This is a genomic window from Candidatus Pantoea soli, assembly GCF_007833795.1.
In the GTDB taxonomy this organism is placed as follows: domain Bacteria; phylum Pseudomonadota; class Gammaproteobacteria; order Enterobacterales; family Enterobacteriaceae; genus Pantoea; species Pantoea soli.
In genome coordinates this window covers 42,577-57,446 of sequence record NZ_CP032702.1, presented here as the reverse complement: position 1 = coordinate 57,446, position 14,870 = coordinate 42,577, and the positions used below count along the sequence as shown (strand labels likewise).

The window sequence follows — 14,870 nt, the reverse complement described above, 5'->3', positions numbered from 1 at the left end:
GCTTACTGCAGCAGGGAAATATCCGCCACCTGCAGGAACAGCTGACGCAGCTGCGCCAGCAGGGTCAGGCGGTTGATACGCACGGCTTCGTCATCCGCATTCACCATCACGTTGTCGAAGAAGTTGTCCACCGCTTCGCGCAGCTGAGCCAGTTCCACCAGCGCGTCCTGATAACGACCTTCCGCAAAATACGGCTGCAGTTTGTCACCGAGAGCCGTGACAAAGGTCGCCAGCTGGATTTCGGCATTCTCTTTCAGCAGCGAAGCCTGCACGCTGTCATTCAGCGGTTCACTGGCTTTCGCCAGGATGTTAGAGACGCGCTTGTTCGCTGCCGCCAGTGCCGCCGCTGCGTCCAGCGTCCGGAAGTGCGATACCGCTTTCATGCGGGCATCGAAATCCGCCGGACGGGTTGGACGACGCGCCAGCACGGCCTGAATGGTATCGACGCTGTGGCCCTCTTCCTGATACCAGGCGCGGAAACGCCCCAGCATAAAGTCGATGACATCGTCCACCACGCTGGCGTTGCTCAGTTTGCTGCCGTAGAGACGCACCGCTTCTTCGGTCAGCGTTTGCAGATCCAGCGGCAGGTTCTTCTCAACGATAATGCGCAGCACGCCCAGCGCCGCACGCCGCAGCGCGAACGGGTCTTTATCCCCTTTCGGATGCTGGCCAATGCCGAAGATGCCCGCGAGGGTATCCATTTTGTCCGCAATGGCTACCGCACAGGCCACCGGGCTGGAAGGCAGATCGTCACCGGCAAAACGCGGCTGATACTGCTCATTCAGCGCAACCGCGACGTCTTCTGCTTCGCCATCATGACGGGCATAGTGCATCCCCATCACGCCCTGCGTGTCGGTGAACTCGAACACCATGTTGGTCATCAGGTCACATTTGGACAGCAGACCGGCACGGGTGGCGTGATTCACGTCGGCGCCAATCTGCGCGGCGATCCAGCCTGCCAGCGCCTGAATGCGGTCGGTTTTGTCACGCAGCGTGCCCAGCTCTTTCTGGAACAGCACTGTCTCCAGCCGCGGCAGGTTATCTTCCAGGCGCTTTTTGCGGTCGGTGTTGAAGAAGAACTCGGCATCCGCCAGACGCGGACGCACCACCTTCTCGTTACCGGCGATGATCTGCTGCGGATCGCGGGATTCAATGTTGGTGACAAAAATGAAGTGCGGCAGCAGCTTGCCGTCAGCGCCATAGACCGGGAAGTACTTCTGATCACCTTTCATGGTGTAAACCAGCGCTTCAGCCGGCACGGCAAGGAACTTCTCTTCGAATCTGGCGGTGAGCACCACCGGCCACTCGACCAGCGAAGCCACTTCTTCCAGCAGGCTGTCACTCAGATCGGCGGTGCCGCCGAGCTGCCGGGCTGCCGCTTCCGCGTCAGCTTTGATTTTGGCTTTACGCGTGGCGAAATCCGCCACCACTTTGCCGCGCTCCTGCAGCAGCTGCGGATACTGATCGGCATTATCCAGCGACAGCGTCTGCTCGCCCATAAAGCGGTGACCGCGAATCACGCGATCGGACTGCACGCCCAGCAGGGTGGCAGGAATCAGCTCGTCGCCCAGCAGCAGCGTGACGGTGTGGACCGGACGCACGAACTGCACGTCGCTGGCTCCCCAGCGCATCAGTTTAGGGATCGGCAGCTTGCTCAGCGCCGTCGCGACCATGGCCGGCAGCAGCGCCTGCGCGCTTTCACCTTTGACCAGCGCACGATGCACCAGCCATTCGCCTTTGTCCGTGCTCAGGCGTTCAGCCTGATCCACGGTAATGCCGTTGCCGCGCGCCCAGCCTTCGGCAGCTTTGGTCGCATTACCGTCCGCGTCAAACGCTGCGGCAATCGCCGGGCCACGTTTTTCTACTTCGCGATCCGGCTGGGCGGCCGCCATTGCTGCCACTTTCAGCGCCAGACGACGCGGTGCAGCAAACCAGCTGACTTCGCCGTGCGCCAGGCCGGCGCTGTCCAGCTCAGCGGTGAAGTGCGCCGCAAAGGCTTCCGCCAGCGTGCGCAGGGCTTTCGGAGGCAACTCTTCGGTGCCAATTTCCACCAGGAAAGTTTTATCGGTCATGGCTGCCTCTTACTTATTACGGTTGCACATAGGGAAGCCGAGCGCCTCGCGGGAGGCGTAATAGGCTTCGGCCACGGCTTTCGTCAGGGTGCGGATACGCAGGATGTAACGCTGGCGCTCGGTCACGGAGATCGCCTTGCGGGCATCCAGCAGGTTAAAGCTGTGTGCCGCCTTCAGGATGCGCTCATACGCCGGCAGCGGCAGCGGTTTTTCCAGCGCCAGCAGCTGCTGGGCTTCTTTTTCATACTGCTCAAAGCAGCTGAACAGGAAATCCACGTCCGCGTATTCGAAGTTATAGGTCGACTGTTCCACTTCGTTCTGGTGGAACACATCGCCATAGGTGGTTTTGCCGAACGGACCGTCGCTCCAGGTCAGATCGTAAACGCTGTCGACGCCCTGGATGTACATCGCCAGACGCTCCAGACCGTAGGTGATTTCGCCGGTAACCGGCTTACACTCCAGGCCGCCCACCTGCTGGAAGTAGGTGAACTGCGTCACTTCCATGCCGTTCAGCCACACTTCCCAGCCAAGACCCCAGGCACCCAGCGTCGGGTTTTCCCAGTTGTCTTCTACGAAGCGGATGTCGTGCACGGTAGGATCGATACCCAGCTCTTTCAGCGAACCCAGGTACAGCTCCTGCAGGTTGTCCGGGTTTGGCTTGATCACTACCTGGAACTGGTAGTAATGCTGTAAACGGTTCGGGTTTTCGCCGTAGCGGCCATCGGTTGGACGGCGTGACGGCTGCACATACGCGCTCGCCATCGGCTCAGGCCCGATAGCACGCAGACAAGTCATAGGGTGTGAAGTGCCAGCGCCCACTTCCATGTCCAGCGGTTGGACAATGGTGCAGCCCTGACGCGCCCAGTAATCCTGCAAGGTCAGGATCAGGCCCTGAAAGGTCTTGGTATCAAACTTTTGCATGTTGAATTCGCACGCGATACGGGTGGATTTAAAAAGAGTCCGACAGTATACCCTTTGACCGCGCATTGTGCAGCCGGAAATCCTGCCGCGCCGCGCGCGGGTGAGGGTTGGTTTAACAGAGTGATCTGAATTACCGCCGCGCGGGTTGTTGACGTGCAGCGCAGTGGCTACTCTTGCTGCGCACGCCGGACCCATGAGGAAGAGATGTCACAAAAGATTAGCTGGATAGATAACTTACGTGCGGTCGCCTGCCTGATGGTGATCGTCATTCACACCACCACCTGGTATATCACTGGCCCGACCGCTGTCACCGGCCTTAGCTGGGATGTCGCTAATGTGCTCAATGCCGCATCGCGCGTCTGCGTGCCGCTGTTTTTTATGATTTCAGGCTACCTGTTCTTTGGTGAACGCAGCGCGCAGGGACGGCATTTGCTGCGCATCGTGCTGTGCCTGCTGTTCTACAGCGCCGTGGCGCTGGCCTATATCACCTGGCTGACGCCGATCAGCGAAGGCCGCTCGCTGCTGAAACTGCTGCAAAAACCGGTGTTCTACCACCTGTGGTTTTTCTTCGCCATTATCGGTATCTACCTGCTTTCCCCGCTGATTCAGGTAAAAAGCGTCCGGCCGCGCTATGTGGTGATGCTGGTGATGGTGCTGGCGGTGATTGCAAATCCCAATACTGTCAGCCAGTCACTGGGGCCGTTCCACTGGCTGCCGGTTAACCTCTATGTCAGCGGCGACAGCATCTACTACCTGCTGTATGCGCTGCTGGGCCGGGCGATCGGCTGTATGGAGACGCAAAAACGTGGCGTCAGCTGGCTGGCCGGGCTGGGTTTTATCGCCTGCGTGGCAGGCATTGCGCTGGGCACCCGGCAGCTGCTGAAGATCAATGGCGCGTTCAATGACACCTGGTATCTGTATAACGGGCCGCTGGTGTTTATCGCCGCCATCAGCCTGCTGGTGCTGTTTAAAAATGTGCTAAACAGCCGCCCGCTGCCGCTGCTGGCCACGGTGTCCCGCTATTCGCTGCCGGTTTACGGCTTCCACGCGCTGTTTATCCACTATCTGCGCACCCATCACTACGATGACATGTCGCGTCCGTGGCTGGATCTGCCGTGGATCTTCGGCGCGACGCTGGCCGGCAGCCTGCTGCTGGCCATGCTGTTACAGCGCCTGGATAAACGTCATCTGGTGAGCTGATCGTCCCAGCGCTGTCGCGCCCGCCGCAGCTGACGTGCCGAGGAGAATCCGGCCGCCAGCGCGGCTTTTTCCGCCGCCTCGCCCTGTTGCTGACGCTGCCGCGCAATCCCCAGACGCAGCTGTTCATGGTATTCGCGCACGCTAATCCCGAGATGCTGACGAAACAGCCGCGTCAGGTGCCGAGCGCTGACATGCGCCCGCTGCGCCAGCGCGTCCAGCGACCAGTCATGTTCAGGATGGGCAATCAGCGCGTCCTGCGCCCGGTGAAGCGCCGGATGCAAATGATGGCGATAGCGCAGCCACGGCGACAGCTGCGGATCGTCGCCGGCGCGGCGGAACCACACCACCATTTCCCGCGCCACCGCCAGCGCCTGCGGCGCGCCGCACAGACGATTAATCAAGTGCAGCGCCAGATCGATACCGGCGGTAATGCCGGCGCTGGTCCAGATGCCCTGATGCTCAACGAACACCCGATTCTCTTTTACCCGCGCCGCCGGTGCGGCGGCCCTTAGTCGTGACAGCACATCATGATGGGTGGTGCAGGCCACACCATCAAGCAATCCCGCCTGCGCTGCCAGCAGCGCCCCGGAACAGATGCAGACCAGCGTGATGCGCTGGCTGTGGATGGCGCTGTGCTGCTGACGCAGCCAGTGACGCGCGGCGGTTGCCGCTGGCGTATCCAGCCAGACGCGGGAATCGCACACGCCGGGCACCAGCAGCAGACTGTTGTCCGGCAACTGCGCGGGCAGCGGTGCAATGTCCGCCAGCGTCATGCCGGTGGAACAGCGTACAGCGGGCTGCGGGCCGATGTAGTGCAGGGAAAAATGTCCGCCGGCCAGCTGCAGGGTTTCCGCCGGGCCGGTGAGGTCAAGCGCCATCACGCCAGGCAAAACAAGGAAATAGACGGGCTGTGGCATAGCGGCTCCTGAGTGATAAGCGGTGTGCGGCTTTTCGCCGGCGGGCGGAGTATCGCTGCCCGATCCGGCCATAGGTTATGCCGCACTGCCCCTCATCATACTCAGGTAAGCTGCACTTTCACGCCCTTTCCCGGCCATCAGGCGGTCAAATCAGGACATCAGCGGCAGCAGCTGCTGATACAGGCGGGCAAACAGCGCACGACGCGGCTGGTATGCCTGACAGCGCGCGGCGTCGGGCTGATGCCGCTGCGCCAGTTGCGGCACCGGCAAAGGCGTGTCCGGATCGAGCGCCTGCTGTGCCAGCCGCGCCGCGCCCAGCGCCGGCCCCACTTCGCCACCGTGGCAGTAGTCCAGCGTCAGCCCGCTGATGTCCGCCAGCATCTGTCGCCAGTACGCGCTGCGCGCACCGCCGCCAATCAGCATCACCGTCTGCGGCCGGACACCACACTCATGCACCGCGTCCATGCCTTCCGCCAGCGCAAAGCCTACGCCCTCCAGTACCGCGCGAGCCAGCTCCGGCCGGCCGTGCTGATGCGTCAGGCCAAAGAAGGTCCCCTGCGCCTGCGGATTGTTATGGGGCGTTCGCTCACCGGAGAGGTACGGCAGAAAGAGAGGCAGCGGCGTAGCGTCACGGGCGCTTTCCGCTTCTGCCAGCAGATGCGGCACGTCGTCACAACCGGTCAGCGCGGCTGCCCAGTCAAGACAGGCGGCCGCGCTCAGCATGACGGACATCAGATGCCAGCGCTGCGGCAGTGCGTGACAGAAGCTGTGCACGGCACGCTGCGGGTTACTGAGGTAGCCCTCGCTGACGAGAAAATAGACACCGGAGGTGCCGAGCGACAGCATTCCCTGCCCCGGCGCCACCATGCCCACGCCCACGGCGCCGGCGGCATTGTCGCCACCGCCCGCCACCAGCGGCACCGGTGCCATTCCCCAGCGCGCAGCGATATCCGGCAGCAGGGTGCCGGTGATCTGATTGCCTTCGCAGAGCTGCGGCATATGGCGGCGATCCAGCCCGCAGGCATCCAGCATTACGTCGCTCCAGTCGCGCTGCGCCACATCCAGCCACAGCGTGCCCGCCGCATCCGACATGTCGGTGGCAAAGTCGCCGCTCATCCGCCAGCGCAGATAGTCTTTCGGCAGCAGCACTTTGGCCACCCGGGCAAAGATCTCCGGCTCGTGCTGCTGCACCCACAACACTTTGGGCGCGGTGAAGCCGGGCATCATCAGGTTACCGGTGATCTGACGCGCAGCGGCCACCCGCTGCTCCAGTTCATGGCACTGCGCGGCGCTGCGCCCGTCGTTCCATAGCATGGCCGGGCGCAGCACGCGATGGCTGGCGTCCAGCAGCGTGGCGCCGTGCATCTGGCCGCTGAAACCGATGGCCGCTACGGCGCTGAGATCGTGCTGCTGCGCCAGCGCCTGCATGGCCCGATCGGTGGCCTGCCACCAGCTCTCCGGGTCCTGCTCGCTCCACAGCGGATGCGGGCGCGACACCTGCAGCGGGGCACTGGCACTTGCCTGCACCTGCCCCGCGGCATCCAGCAGCACCACTTTGACGCCAGACGTCCCTAAATCAATGCCGATAACCATGCCATGCTCCTGAAGGGTCAGAAATCATAAAGATAGCGGTTTACCAGGTTTTCCAGCTGCTCCTGGCGTCCGCTGCGATGCTGCGGATTCAGCTGCTGTTGCTGAGCATGCGCGGCCAGCGCGGCAAGTGAAAACTCGCCTTTCAGAATTTGCTGGCCGAACTCGCCATTCCAGCCGCTGTAGCGCTGCGCAACGCGTTTATCCAGCTCACCGTCGCTGACAATACGCGCCGCCACTTTCAGTGCCAGGGCCATCGTGTCCATCGCGCCAATGTGACCATAAAACAGATCGTATTTATCCGTGCTCTGGCGGCGCACTTTGGCGTCAAAATTCAGGCCGCCGGTGGTAAAGCCCCCGGCCTTGAGGATCTCATACATCACCAGCGTATTCTCTTCCACGCTGTTGGGGAACTGGTCGGTATCCCAGCCGCACTGGCTGTCGCCGCGGTTCGCGTCAATCGAGCCAAAGATACCCAGCGCAATCGCCGTCGCGATTTCATGATGGAACGAATGGCCGGCCAGCGTGGCGTGGTTGGCTTCCACGTTCACCTTGATCTCTTTCTCCAGACCAAACTGTTTCAGGAAGCCGTACACCGTGGCCACGTCATAATCGTACTGATGTTTGGTGGGTTCCTGCGGTTTCGGTTCAATCAGCAGCATGCCCTGGAAGCCGATTTTGTGCTTGTGCTCCACCACCATCTGCATGAAGCGGCCAATCTGCTCACGCTCCTGGCGCAGATCGGTGTTCAGCAGGGTCTCGTAGCCTTCACGGCCGCCCCACAGCACGTAGTTTTCCCCGCCCAGCGTTTGCGTCGCCTGCATGGCGCTGCAGACCTGGCTGGCGGCCCAGGCAAAAATTTCCGGATCCGGGCTGGTTGCCGCCCCGGCCGCATAGCGCGGGTGGGTAAAGCAGTTGGCGGTGCCCCACAGCAATCTGACACCGGTTTCCTGCTGTTTTTCCAGCAATTTATCGGTCATCTGTGCCAGATTTTCGCGGTAGCTGTGCAGCGAATCACCTTCCGGTGCCACGTCCACATCGTGGAAGCAGTAGTAAGGCACGTTCAGCTTGTAGAAAAACTCAAACGCCACATCCGCTTTCTGCTTTGCCAGCTGCAGCGCATCGCCGTGCTTCTGCCACGGCCGGTCAAAGGCACCGACGCCAAACATATCGGCACCGTTCCAGCAGAAGGTGTGCCAGTAGCAGGCGGCAAAGCGCAGATGCTCCGCCATGGTTTTCCCCAGAATCACTTCCTGCGGGTTGTAGTGGCGAAACGCCAGCGCATTGGTGGTTTTCGCCCCTTCATAACGAACGCGCTCAAGCTGGTCGAAATAAGCGTGCATGGTGTGCTCCTTAGCATCAGACCCGAATGGTCAGCAGTGAAGCGTTATATTGCGGATGCGTGACGGCCCGGCTCAATTACGATATTTCACACTCAACTTAAGATAATTATTATTTGTGCGGCAGCTCGCAAATCCATGTATTTATTTCATTGCGGCGCGCGACACAGTGCGCGGACAAGCCTTACCCGCCGTTACGTCAAAATATCGATCGCGCTCAAAGAATAGGAAATAAACAAAAAAACGTAATAGCAGGATAAAAATCAGTAATTGATGTTGCCGTCGTGTCGGGTCAACAATTCATCCGCCTGGTTCATAGCCTTACAACGACAATAGCCTCAACCTACAGGATGACCATGATGAAAATGAAACACACGCTGTTAGCCCTCAGCGCTGCGCTGGCCCTGTTCAGCCACGCTGGCGTGGCGAAAGAAGTGAAAATCGGCATGGCGATCGATGATTTACGTCTGGAGCGCTGGCAGAAAGACCGCGATATCTTTGTAAAACAGGCAGAAACCGCCGGGGCAAAAGTATTTGTGCAGTCCGCGAATGGCAATGAAGAGACGCAGATTTCGCAGATTGAGAATATGATCAATCGCGGTGTCGATGTGCTGGTGATCATTCCTTATAACGGTCAGGTATTAAGTAATGTCGTTGCCGAAGCGAAACGTGAAGGGATTAAAGTATTAGCCTATGACCGCATGATAAATAACGCCGATATTGATTTTTATATCTCATTTGATAATGAAAAAGTGGGCGAGCTGCAGGCGGAAAGTATTGTGAAGCAGGTGCCGAAGGGCAACTACTTTTTAATGGGCGGATCGCCGGTGGACAATAATGCCCGCCTGTTCCGCGCCGGCCAGATGAAAGTGCTGAAGCCTTACATTGATAACGGCAGTATTAAAATCGTCGGCGATCAGTGGGTTGATGCCTGGCTGCCGGAGAATGCTTTGAAAATCATGGAAAACGCGCTGACCGCCAACAGCAACCATATTGATGCGGTCGTGGCCTCGAACGATGCCACCGCCGGCGGGGCCATCCAGGCGCTGAGCGCGCAGGGGCTGGCAGGCAAAGTGGCCATTTCCGGCCAGGATGCCGACCTCGCCGCCATCAAACGCATCATGAACGGCACGCAAACCATGACGGTTTACAAACCGATCACCGAACTTGCCACAGAAGCGGCGAAAATTGCGGTGGAACTTGGCGACGGCCAGACCCCGTCCAGCAACAGCAAACTCAATAACGGCCTGAAAGAGGTGCCTTCACGCCTGCTGAAGCCGATCCCGGTTAATAAAGACAATATTCAGAGCACCGTGGTGAAAGACGGCTTCCACAAACAGAGCGAACTCTAAGCGCGTCATCCGCGAAGGAGCACACCGATGCTGCTGGAAATGAACAACATCACCAAGCGTTTCGGCGCAGTAAAAGCGCTGGATGCGGTAAACCTGCGGCTGGAAGCCGGTGAAGTGATGTCACTGTGCGGTGAGAACGGTTCAGGTAAATCCACGCTGATGAAAATCCTGTGCGGGCTTTACCCGCACGGTGACTTCGACGGCGAGATTTATTTTGCCGGCGATCGCCTGCAGGCGCAGACCATTCGCGACATGGAGCGCAAAGGGATTGTGATCATTCATCAGGAGCTGGCGCTGGTGCGGCAGCTGACGGTGATGGAGAACATTTTCCTTGGCGCTGAGCTGGGGCGCTTTGGCCTGGTGGATGACGAAACCATGACGCTGCGCTGCCAGCAGCTGCTGGAGCGGGTCAGGCTGGACGTGCGGCCGGAGACCCGGGTGGGCGAACTGGGCCTGGGTCAGCAGCAGCTGGTAGAGATTGCCCGGGCGCTGAACAAGCAGGTGCGGCTGCTGATTCTGGACGAGCCAACCTCTTCGCTGACGGAGCAGGAAACCGAGGTGTTGCTCAGCATTATCCGCAACCTGCGTGAGCACGGCATCGCCTGCATCTACATCTCTCATAAGCTGAATGAAGTGAAAGCCATCTCCGACACCGTGTGCGTGATTCGCGATGGTCAGCATATCGCCACGCGACCGGCGGCCGGGCTGAGCGAGGATGACATCATCACCATGATGGTGGGCCGTGCGCTGACCGCGCTCTATCCGCATCAGCCGCATGCGATCGGCGAGACGGTGCTGAAAGTGGAAAACCTGACGGCGTGGCACCCGGTGAACCGCCACATCCGCCGCGTGAACAACGTCTCCTTTAGCCTGAAGCGTGGTGAAATCCTCGGTATCGCCGGATTAGTCGGCGCGGGCCGGACCGAAACCGTGCAGTGTCTGGCAGGCGTCTGGCCCGGTCGCTGGCAGGGCGATATCTGGATCAATGACCAGCCGGTCAGGATCACCGATTGCCGCGCGGCGATTGCGTTGGGTATCGCCATGGTGCCGGAAGATCGGAAAAAAGATGGCATTGTGCCGCTGATGAGCGTTGGCAAAAACATCACGCTGGCGGCGCTCGATCAGTATACGCAGCGCCTTTCCACGCTGGATGACGCCCATGAGCAGCAGGCGATTAACGAGGCGATACGCCGTCTGCGGGTAAAAACCTCGTCGCCGGATCTGGCCATTGGCCGTCTGAGCGGCGGCAACCAGCAGAAAGCGATTCTGGCGAAATGCCTGCTGCTTAATCCGCAAATCCTCATTCTGGATGAGCCCACGCGCGGGATTGATGTAGGCGCGCGCCAGGAGATTTATCTGCTGATTAACGCGCTGGTGCAGCAGGGCATCGCGGTGATTGTGATTTCCTCCGAGCTGCCGGAAGTGCTGGGCCTGAGCGACCGCGTGTTAGTGATGCATGAAGGGCAAATCAAAGCCGATTTGATCAACGATAACCTGACTCAGGAGCAGGTCATGGAAGCCGCCCTGCGGAGCGAACATTATGCTTAAAACCGAAAGTACCCGCAGCCTGTCCGGTACCCCGGGCAAGCCCTCGCCAGGCAAGTTTCCCCGCCTCAATCTGCAGGTGCTGGTGATGCTGGGGGCGATTGTGCTGCTCGCCCTGTTCTTTACCTGGACCACCGATGGCGCGTGGCTCAGTCCGCGTAACGTCTCCAACCTGCTGCGCCAGACGGCGATCACCGGCATTCTGGCGGTAGGCATGGTGTTTGTCATCATCTCAGCGGAGATCGATCTCTCTGTGGGGTCGATGATGGGCCTACTGGGCGGCGTAGCGGCCATCTTTGACGTATGGCTCGGCTGGCCGCTGCCGCTGACCATTGTGGTCACGCTGGTGCTCGGCCTGCTGCTGGGTATGTGGAACGGCTGGTGGGTTGCGTACCGCAAAGTGCCGTCGTTTATCGTCACCCTCGCCGGCATGCTGGCGTTTCGCGGCATTCTGGTTGGCATTACCGATGGCACCACCGTCGCGCCGACCACCCCTGCCATGTCGCAGATTGGCCAGAGCTACCTGCCAGGCGGCGTCGGGTTTGGCTTCGGCGTGGCCGGGCTGGCGCTGTTTATGTTCTGGCAGTGGCGGCTGATTTTACGCCGCCAGCAGCTGGGTCTGGCGCAGCCTGCCCTGACCGGCACCGTGGCGCGTCAGGCGATCACGGCGGTGGTGATCCTGGGTGCCATCTGGCTGCTGAATGATTACCGCGGTGTACCGACGCCGGTGCTGCTGCTGGCGCTGCTGCTGCTGGGCGGCATGTTTGTTGCCACGCGCACCGCTTTTGGCCGGCGTATTTATGCCATCGGCGGCAATCTGGACGCGGCGCGGCTCTCCGGCATTAACGTAGCCCGCACGAAGCTGGCCGTGTTTGCTATCAATGGCGTGATGGTGGCGATTGCCGGGCTGATTCTCAGCTCGCGCCTCGGTGCCGGTTCGCCGTCGGCCGGGAACATTGCAGAGCTGGATGCGATTGCCGCCTGCGTGATCGGCGGCACCAGCCTGGCGGGCGGTGTCGGCTCGGTGGCGGGGGCTGTCATGGGCGCGTTCATCATGGCGTCACTGGATAACGGTATGAGCATGATGGACGTGCCCACCTTCTGGCAGTACATCGTCAAAGGGGCCATTCTGCTGCTGGCGGTCTGGATGGACACCGCGACGCGCCGCCGGGTGTAATCGCGTGGGCGATCACACTGTGGCGCAAACAATTTCAGCTGCCTTTTCTGTCGTGCTATGCAATGCGCAAAAGGTCTGAGGAATCGCGCCACTATGCAAGAGAAACGCTATCGCATTACGCTGCTGTTTAACGCCAACAAGGTGTATGACCGTCAGGTGGTCGAAGGGGTGGGAGAATACCTGCAGGCTTCGCAGACAGACTGGGATATTTTTATCGAGGAGGATTTCCGCTGCCGCATTGAGAATATCCGTGAATGGCTGGGTGATGGCGTGATCGCCGATTACGACGACGATTCCATTGCCAGCCTGCTCAGCAATGTCACCGTGCCGATTGTCGGCGTCGGCGGCTCTTACCATCGCGAGCAGGACTATCCGCCGGTGCATTACATCGCCACCGACAACGCGGCGCTGGTGGAGAGCGCCTTTCTGCATCTGAAAGAGAAAGGCATCCACCGCTTTGCCTTTTACGGCCTGCCGGCCGCCAGCGGTAAGCGCTGGGCGCGCGAACGTGAACATGCGTTTCGTCAGCTGGTAATGCGCGAACGTTATCAGGGGGTGGTGTATCAGGGCATGGAAACGGCCCCGGAAAACTGGCAGCACGCCCAAAACCGGCTGGCCGACTGGCTGCAAACCCTGCCGCCGCAGACCGGCATCATCGCCGTGACCGATGCGCGCGCCCGCCATTTGCTGCAGGCGTGCGAGCATCTGAAAATCCCGGTGCCGGAAAAACTCAGCGTGATTGGCATTGATAACGAAGAGCTGACGCGCTACCTGTCACGCGTTGCCCTCTCCTCTGTGGCCCAGGGCACGCGCCAGATGGGGTATCAGGCTGCCAAGCTGCTGCATCGTCTGCTGGATCAGCAAACCCTGCCGCTGCAGCGCATTCTGGTGCCGCCAGTCAAAGTGATTGCCCGCCGCTCAACCGATTTTCGTTCACTGCGCGATCCGGCAGTGATTCAGGCGATGCACTACATCCGCTTTAACGCCTGCAAAGGCATTAAGGTGGAACAGGTGCTGGATGCCATCGGCATGTCGCGTTCGAATCTGGAGAAACGCTTTCGCGATGAAACCGGCGACACCATTCATGCGATGATCCACCGCGAAAAGCTGGAAAAAGCGCGTGAGCTGCTGGCTTCTTCTTCGCTGAATATCAATGAAATATCCCAGATGTGCGGCTACCCTTCGCTGCAGTACTTTTACTCGGTATTTCGCAAAAGCTACGACACCACGCCGAAGGAGTATCGCCAGCATCACGGCGAGAAAGTGCAGTAAGCGCATTGCAATGACGCGTTTGCCGCGATTTAGCGCTATACTGCGCGGCATCTTCTGAGGAAGATCGTCGTCTCCGGTGAGGCGGCCGGATTTCAAATCCGGTTGGGGCCGCCAGCGGTCCCGGGCAGGTTCGACTCCTGTGATCTTCCGCCAAAATTCCTCCGCAGTCATCCGAAAACGTCTAAAAACCCTTTGTTTTCAATATATATAGTAGACAACTCATCCGTAACCGTCCGACAAGTTCTCCCTGAATCCATGAAAAATATGTATAGTGATGTGTATAGATTTTTTATACACATTTTTGACTTATACTCATGGCACTTACAGACATACAAATCAAACGAGCAAAGCCTCAAGACAAACCCTACACAATTAACGATGGACAAGGCCTGTCATTACTCATCAATCCAGACGGCTCAAGGCTGGCGTTTCCGCTTTCGTTTTGCAGGTAAAGCGCGGCTAATGTCATTTGGCAGCTACGACCTTGTGAGCCTCGCAGAAGCACGTGAGAAACGCGATACAGCTCGCAAGCAGGTAGCAAACGGCATAGACCCAGTAGAAGAGCGTAAAGCCCAAAAACTGGCACAGCAACTCTCAACAGAGAATTCATTCGAAGCCATATGTCGAGAATGGCACACCAACAAAGCTGACCGCTGGACAGTGGCCTATCGCAAAGAAATCATTAAGACATTTGAACAAGACGTGTTTCCGTTCATTGGTAAACGTCCTATCAGTGAAATCAAACCGTTAGAACTGCTTGAAGTATTGAGACGTATAGAGAAGCGTGGAACACCAGAGAAGACCAGAAAAGTGCGCCAAAGATGCGGCGAGGTCTATCGCTATGCAATCATAACTGGGCGCGCAGAATACAATCCTGATCCTGATTTGGCTATTGCTTTAGCCGTTCCGAAGCAAAAGCATCATCCATTTTTATCCGCTGAAGAGTTACCTCATTTTATTCGGGATCTTGAAGCGTATACCGGCAGCATCATCACTAAGAATGCGACAAAAATCGTCATGCTGACCGGTGTACGAACCCAAGAGATGCGCTTTGCTACATGGGATGAGGTTGACCTTGAGAAAGGTATATGGGAAATCCCCGCTGAACGTATGAAAATGCGTAGGCCTCACATTGTTCCTTTATCTACTCAAGTAGTTGACCTCTTCAAACAGCTCAAACCTATTACCGGCCATTACCCTTACATCTTTATTGGCAGGAACAACCGCAGTAAACCGATCTCGAAAGAAAGCGTATCGCAAGTGATTGAGTTACTTGGTTACAAAGGACGTGCTACAGGTCACGGTTTTAGACATACAATTTCGACAATCCTACATGAACAGGGATTTGATAGTGCATGGATTGAGATGCAATTAGCTCATGTAGATAAAAACAGTATTCGTGGGACTTATAACCATGCGCAATATCTTGAAAATCGTAGAGATAGGCTGCAATGGTATGCTAATTACTTTTATATCAGTTGAAA

At 58.6% G+C, this 14,870-nt stretch carries 10 protein-coding genes, 1 tRNA gene and 1 pseudogene; 7 read left to right on the top strand and 5 right to left on the bottom strand.

Going from position 1 to position 14,870, the window contains the following annotated elements; genetic code table 11:
* Positions 1–2 precede the first annotated feature (2 nt).
* Both glyS and glyQ read right to left on the bottom strand, forming a co-directional pair.
* Positions 3–2,072, bottom strand: a complete 2,070-nt coding sequence (gene glyS / locus D8B20_RS00270) for a glycine--tRNA ligase subunit beta (protein ID WP_145886064.1) — start codon at positions 2,070–2,072, stop codon at positions 3–5.
* Between the two features lie 9 nt (positions 2,073–2,081).
* Entirely contained in the window at positions 2,082–2,993 is a 912-nt protein-coding gene (glyQ, locus tag D8B20_RS00265) for a glycine--tRNA ligase subunit alpha (RefSeq protein WP_145886062.1), read from the bottom strand.
* 204 nt (positions 2,994–3,197) lie between these two features.
* Here glyQ and D8B20_RS00260 point away from each other — a divergent pair, with 204 nt between their 5' ends.
* Positions 3,198–4,193 (top strand): acyltransferase, encoded by a 996-nt coding sequence (locus tag D8B20_RS00260; RefSeq protein WP_145886060.1) that lies wholly within the window; start codon positions 3,198–3,200, stop codon positions 4,191–4,193.
* Here the strand turns inward: D8B20_RS00260 and D8B20_RS00255 are convergent.
* The 3 genes from D8B20_RS00255 to xylA all read right to left on the bottom strand — a co-directional run bounded on the left by D8B20_RS00255 (position 4,178) and on the right by xylA (position 8,043).
* Positions 4,178–5,110: a GlxA family transcriptional regulator gene (locus tag D8B20_RS00255; protein WP_145886058.1), complete on the bottom strand. Its 933-nt coding sequence runs from the start codon at positions 5,108–5,110 to the stop codon at positions 4,178–4,180. The genes D8B20_RS00260 and D8B20_RS00255 overlap by 16 nt on opposite strands.
* A gap of 150 nt (positions 5,111–5,260) precedes the next feature.
* Entirely contained in the window at positions 5,261–6,703 is a 1,443-nt protein-coding gene (gene xylB / locus D8B20_RS00250; RefSeq protein WP_145886056.1) for a xylulokinase, read from the bottom strand.
* A gap of 17 nt (positions 6,704–6,720) precedes the next feature.
* Positions 6,721–8,043 (bottom strand): xylose isomerase, encoded by a 1,323-nt coding sequence (gene xylA / locus D8B20_RS00245; RefSeq protein WP_145886054.1) that lies wholly within the window; start codon positions 8,041–8,043, stop codon positions 6,721–6,723.
* A 356-nt stretch (positions 8,044–8,399) separates the two neighbouring features.
* Here xylA and xylF point away from each other — a divergent pair, with 356 nt between their 5' ends.
* The 6 genes and pseudogenes from xylF (at position 8,400) to D8B20_RS00215 (ending at position 14,868) form a co-directional block, all read left to right on the top strand.
* Entirely contained in the window at positions 8,400–9,392 is a 993-nt protein-coding gene (xylF, locus tag D8B20_RS00240; protein ID WP_145890318.1) for a D-xylose ABC transporter substrate-binding protein, read from the top strand.
* A 27-nt stretch (positions 9,393–9,419) separates the two neighbouring features.
* Positions 9,420–10,940 carry a xylose ABC transporter ATP-binding protein gene (locus D8B20_RS00235; protein ID WP_145886052.1) on the top strand — a complete coding sequence of 507 codons (1,521 nt, stop codon included), beginning with the start codon at positions 9,420–9,422 and terminating at the stop codon, positions 10,938–10,940.
* Positions 10,933–12,114: a xylose ABC transporter permease XylH gene (gene xylH, locus D8B20_RS00230; protein ID WP_145886050.1), complete on the top strand. Its 1,182-nt coding sequence runs from the start codon at positions 10,933–10,935 to the stop codon at positions 12,112–12,114. Before D8B20_RS00235 ends, xylH begins: the two co-directional genes overlap by 8 nt.
* 93 nt (positions 12,115–12,207) lie before the next feature.
* Entirely contained in the window at positions 12,208–13,386 is a 1,179-nt protein-coding gene (xylR, locus tag D8B20_RS00225; protein ID WP_145886048.1) for a D-xylose utilization transcriptional activator XylR, read from the top strand.
* A 58-nt stretch (positions 13,387–13,444) separates the two neighbouring features.
* Positions 13,445–13,539: transfer RNA gene (locus D8B20_RS00220), tRNA-Sec, on the top strand.
* Between the two features lie 161 nt (positions 13,540–13,700).
* Positions 13,701–14,868, top strand: a pseudogene (locus D8B20_RS00215) (tyrosine-type recombinase/integrase).
* Positions 14,869–14,870: the final 2 nt, after the last annotated feature.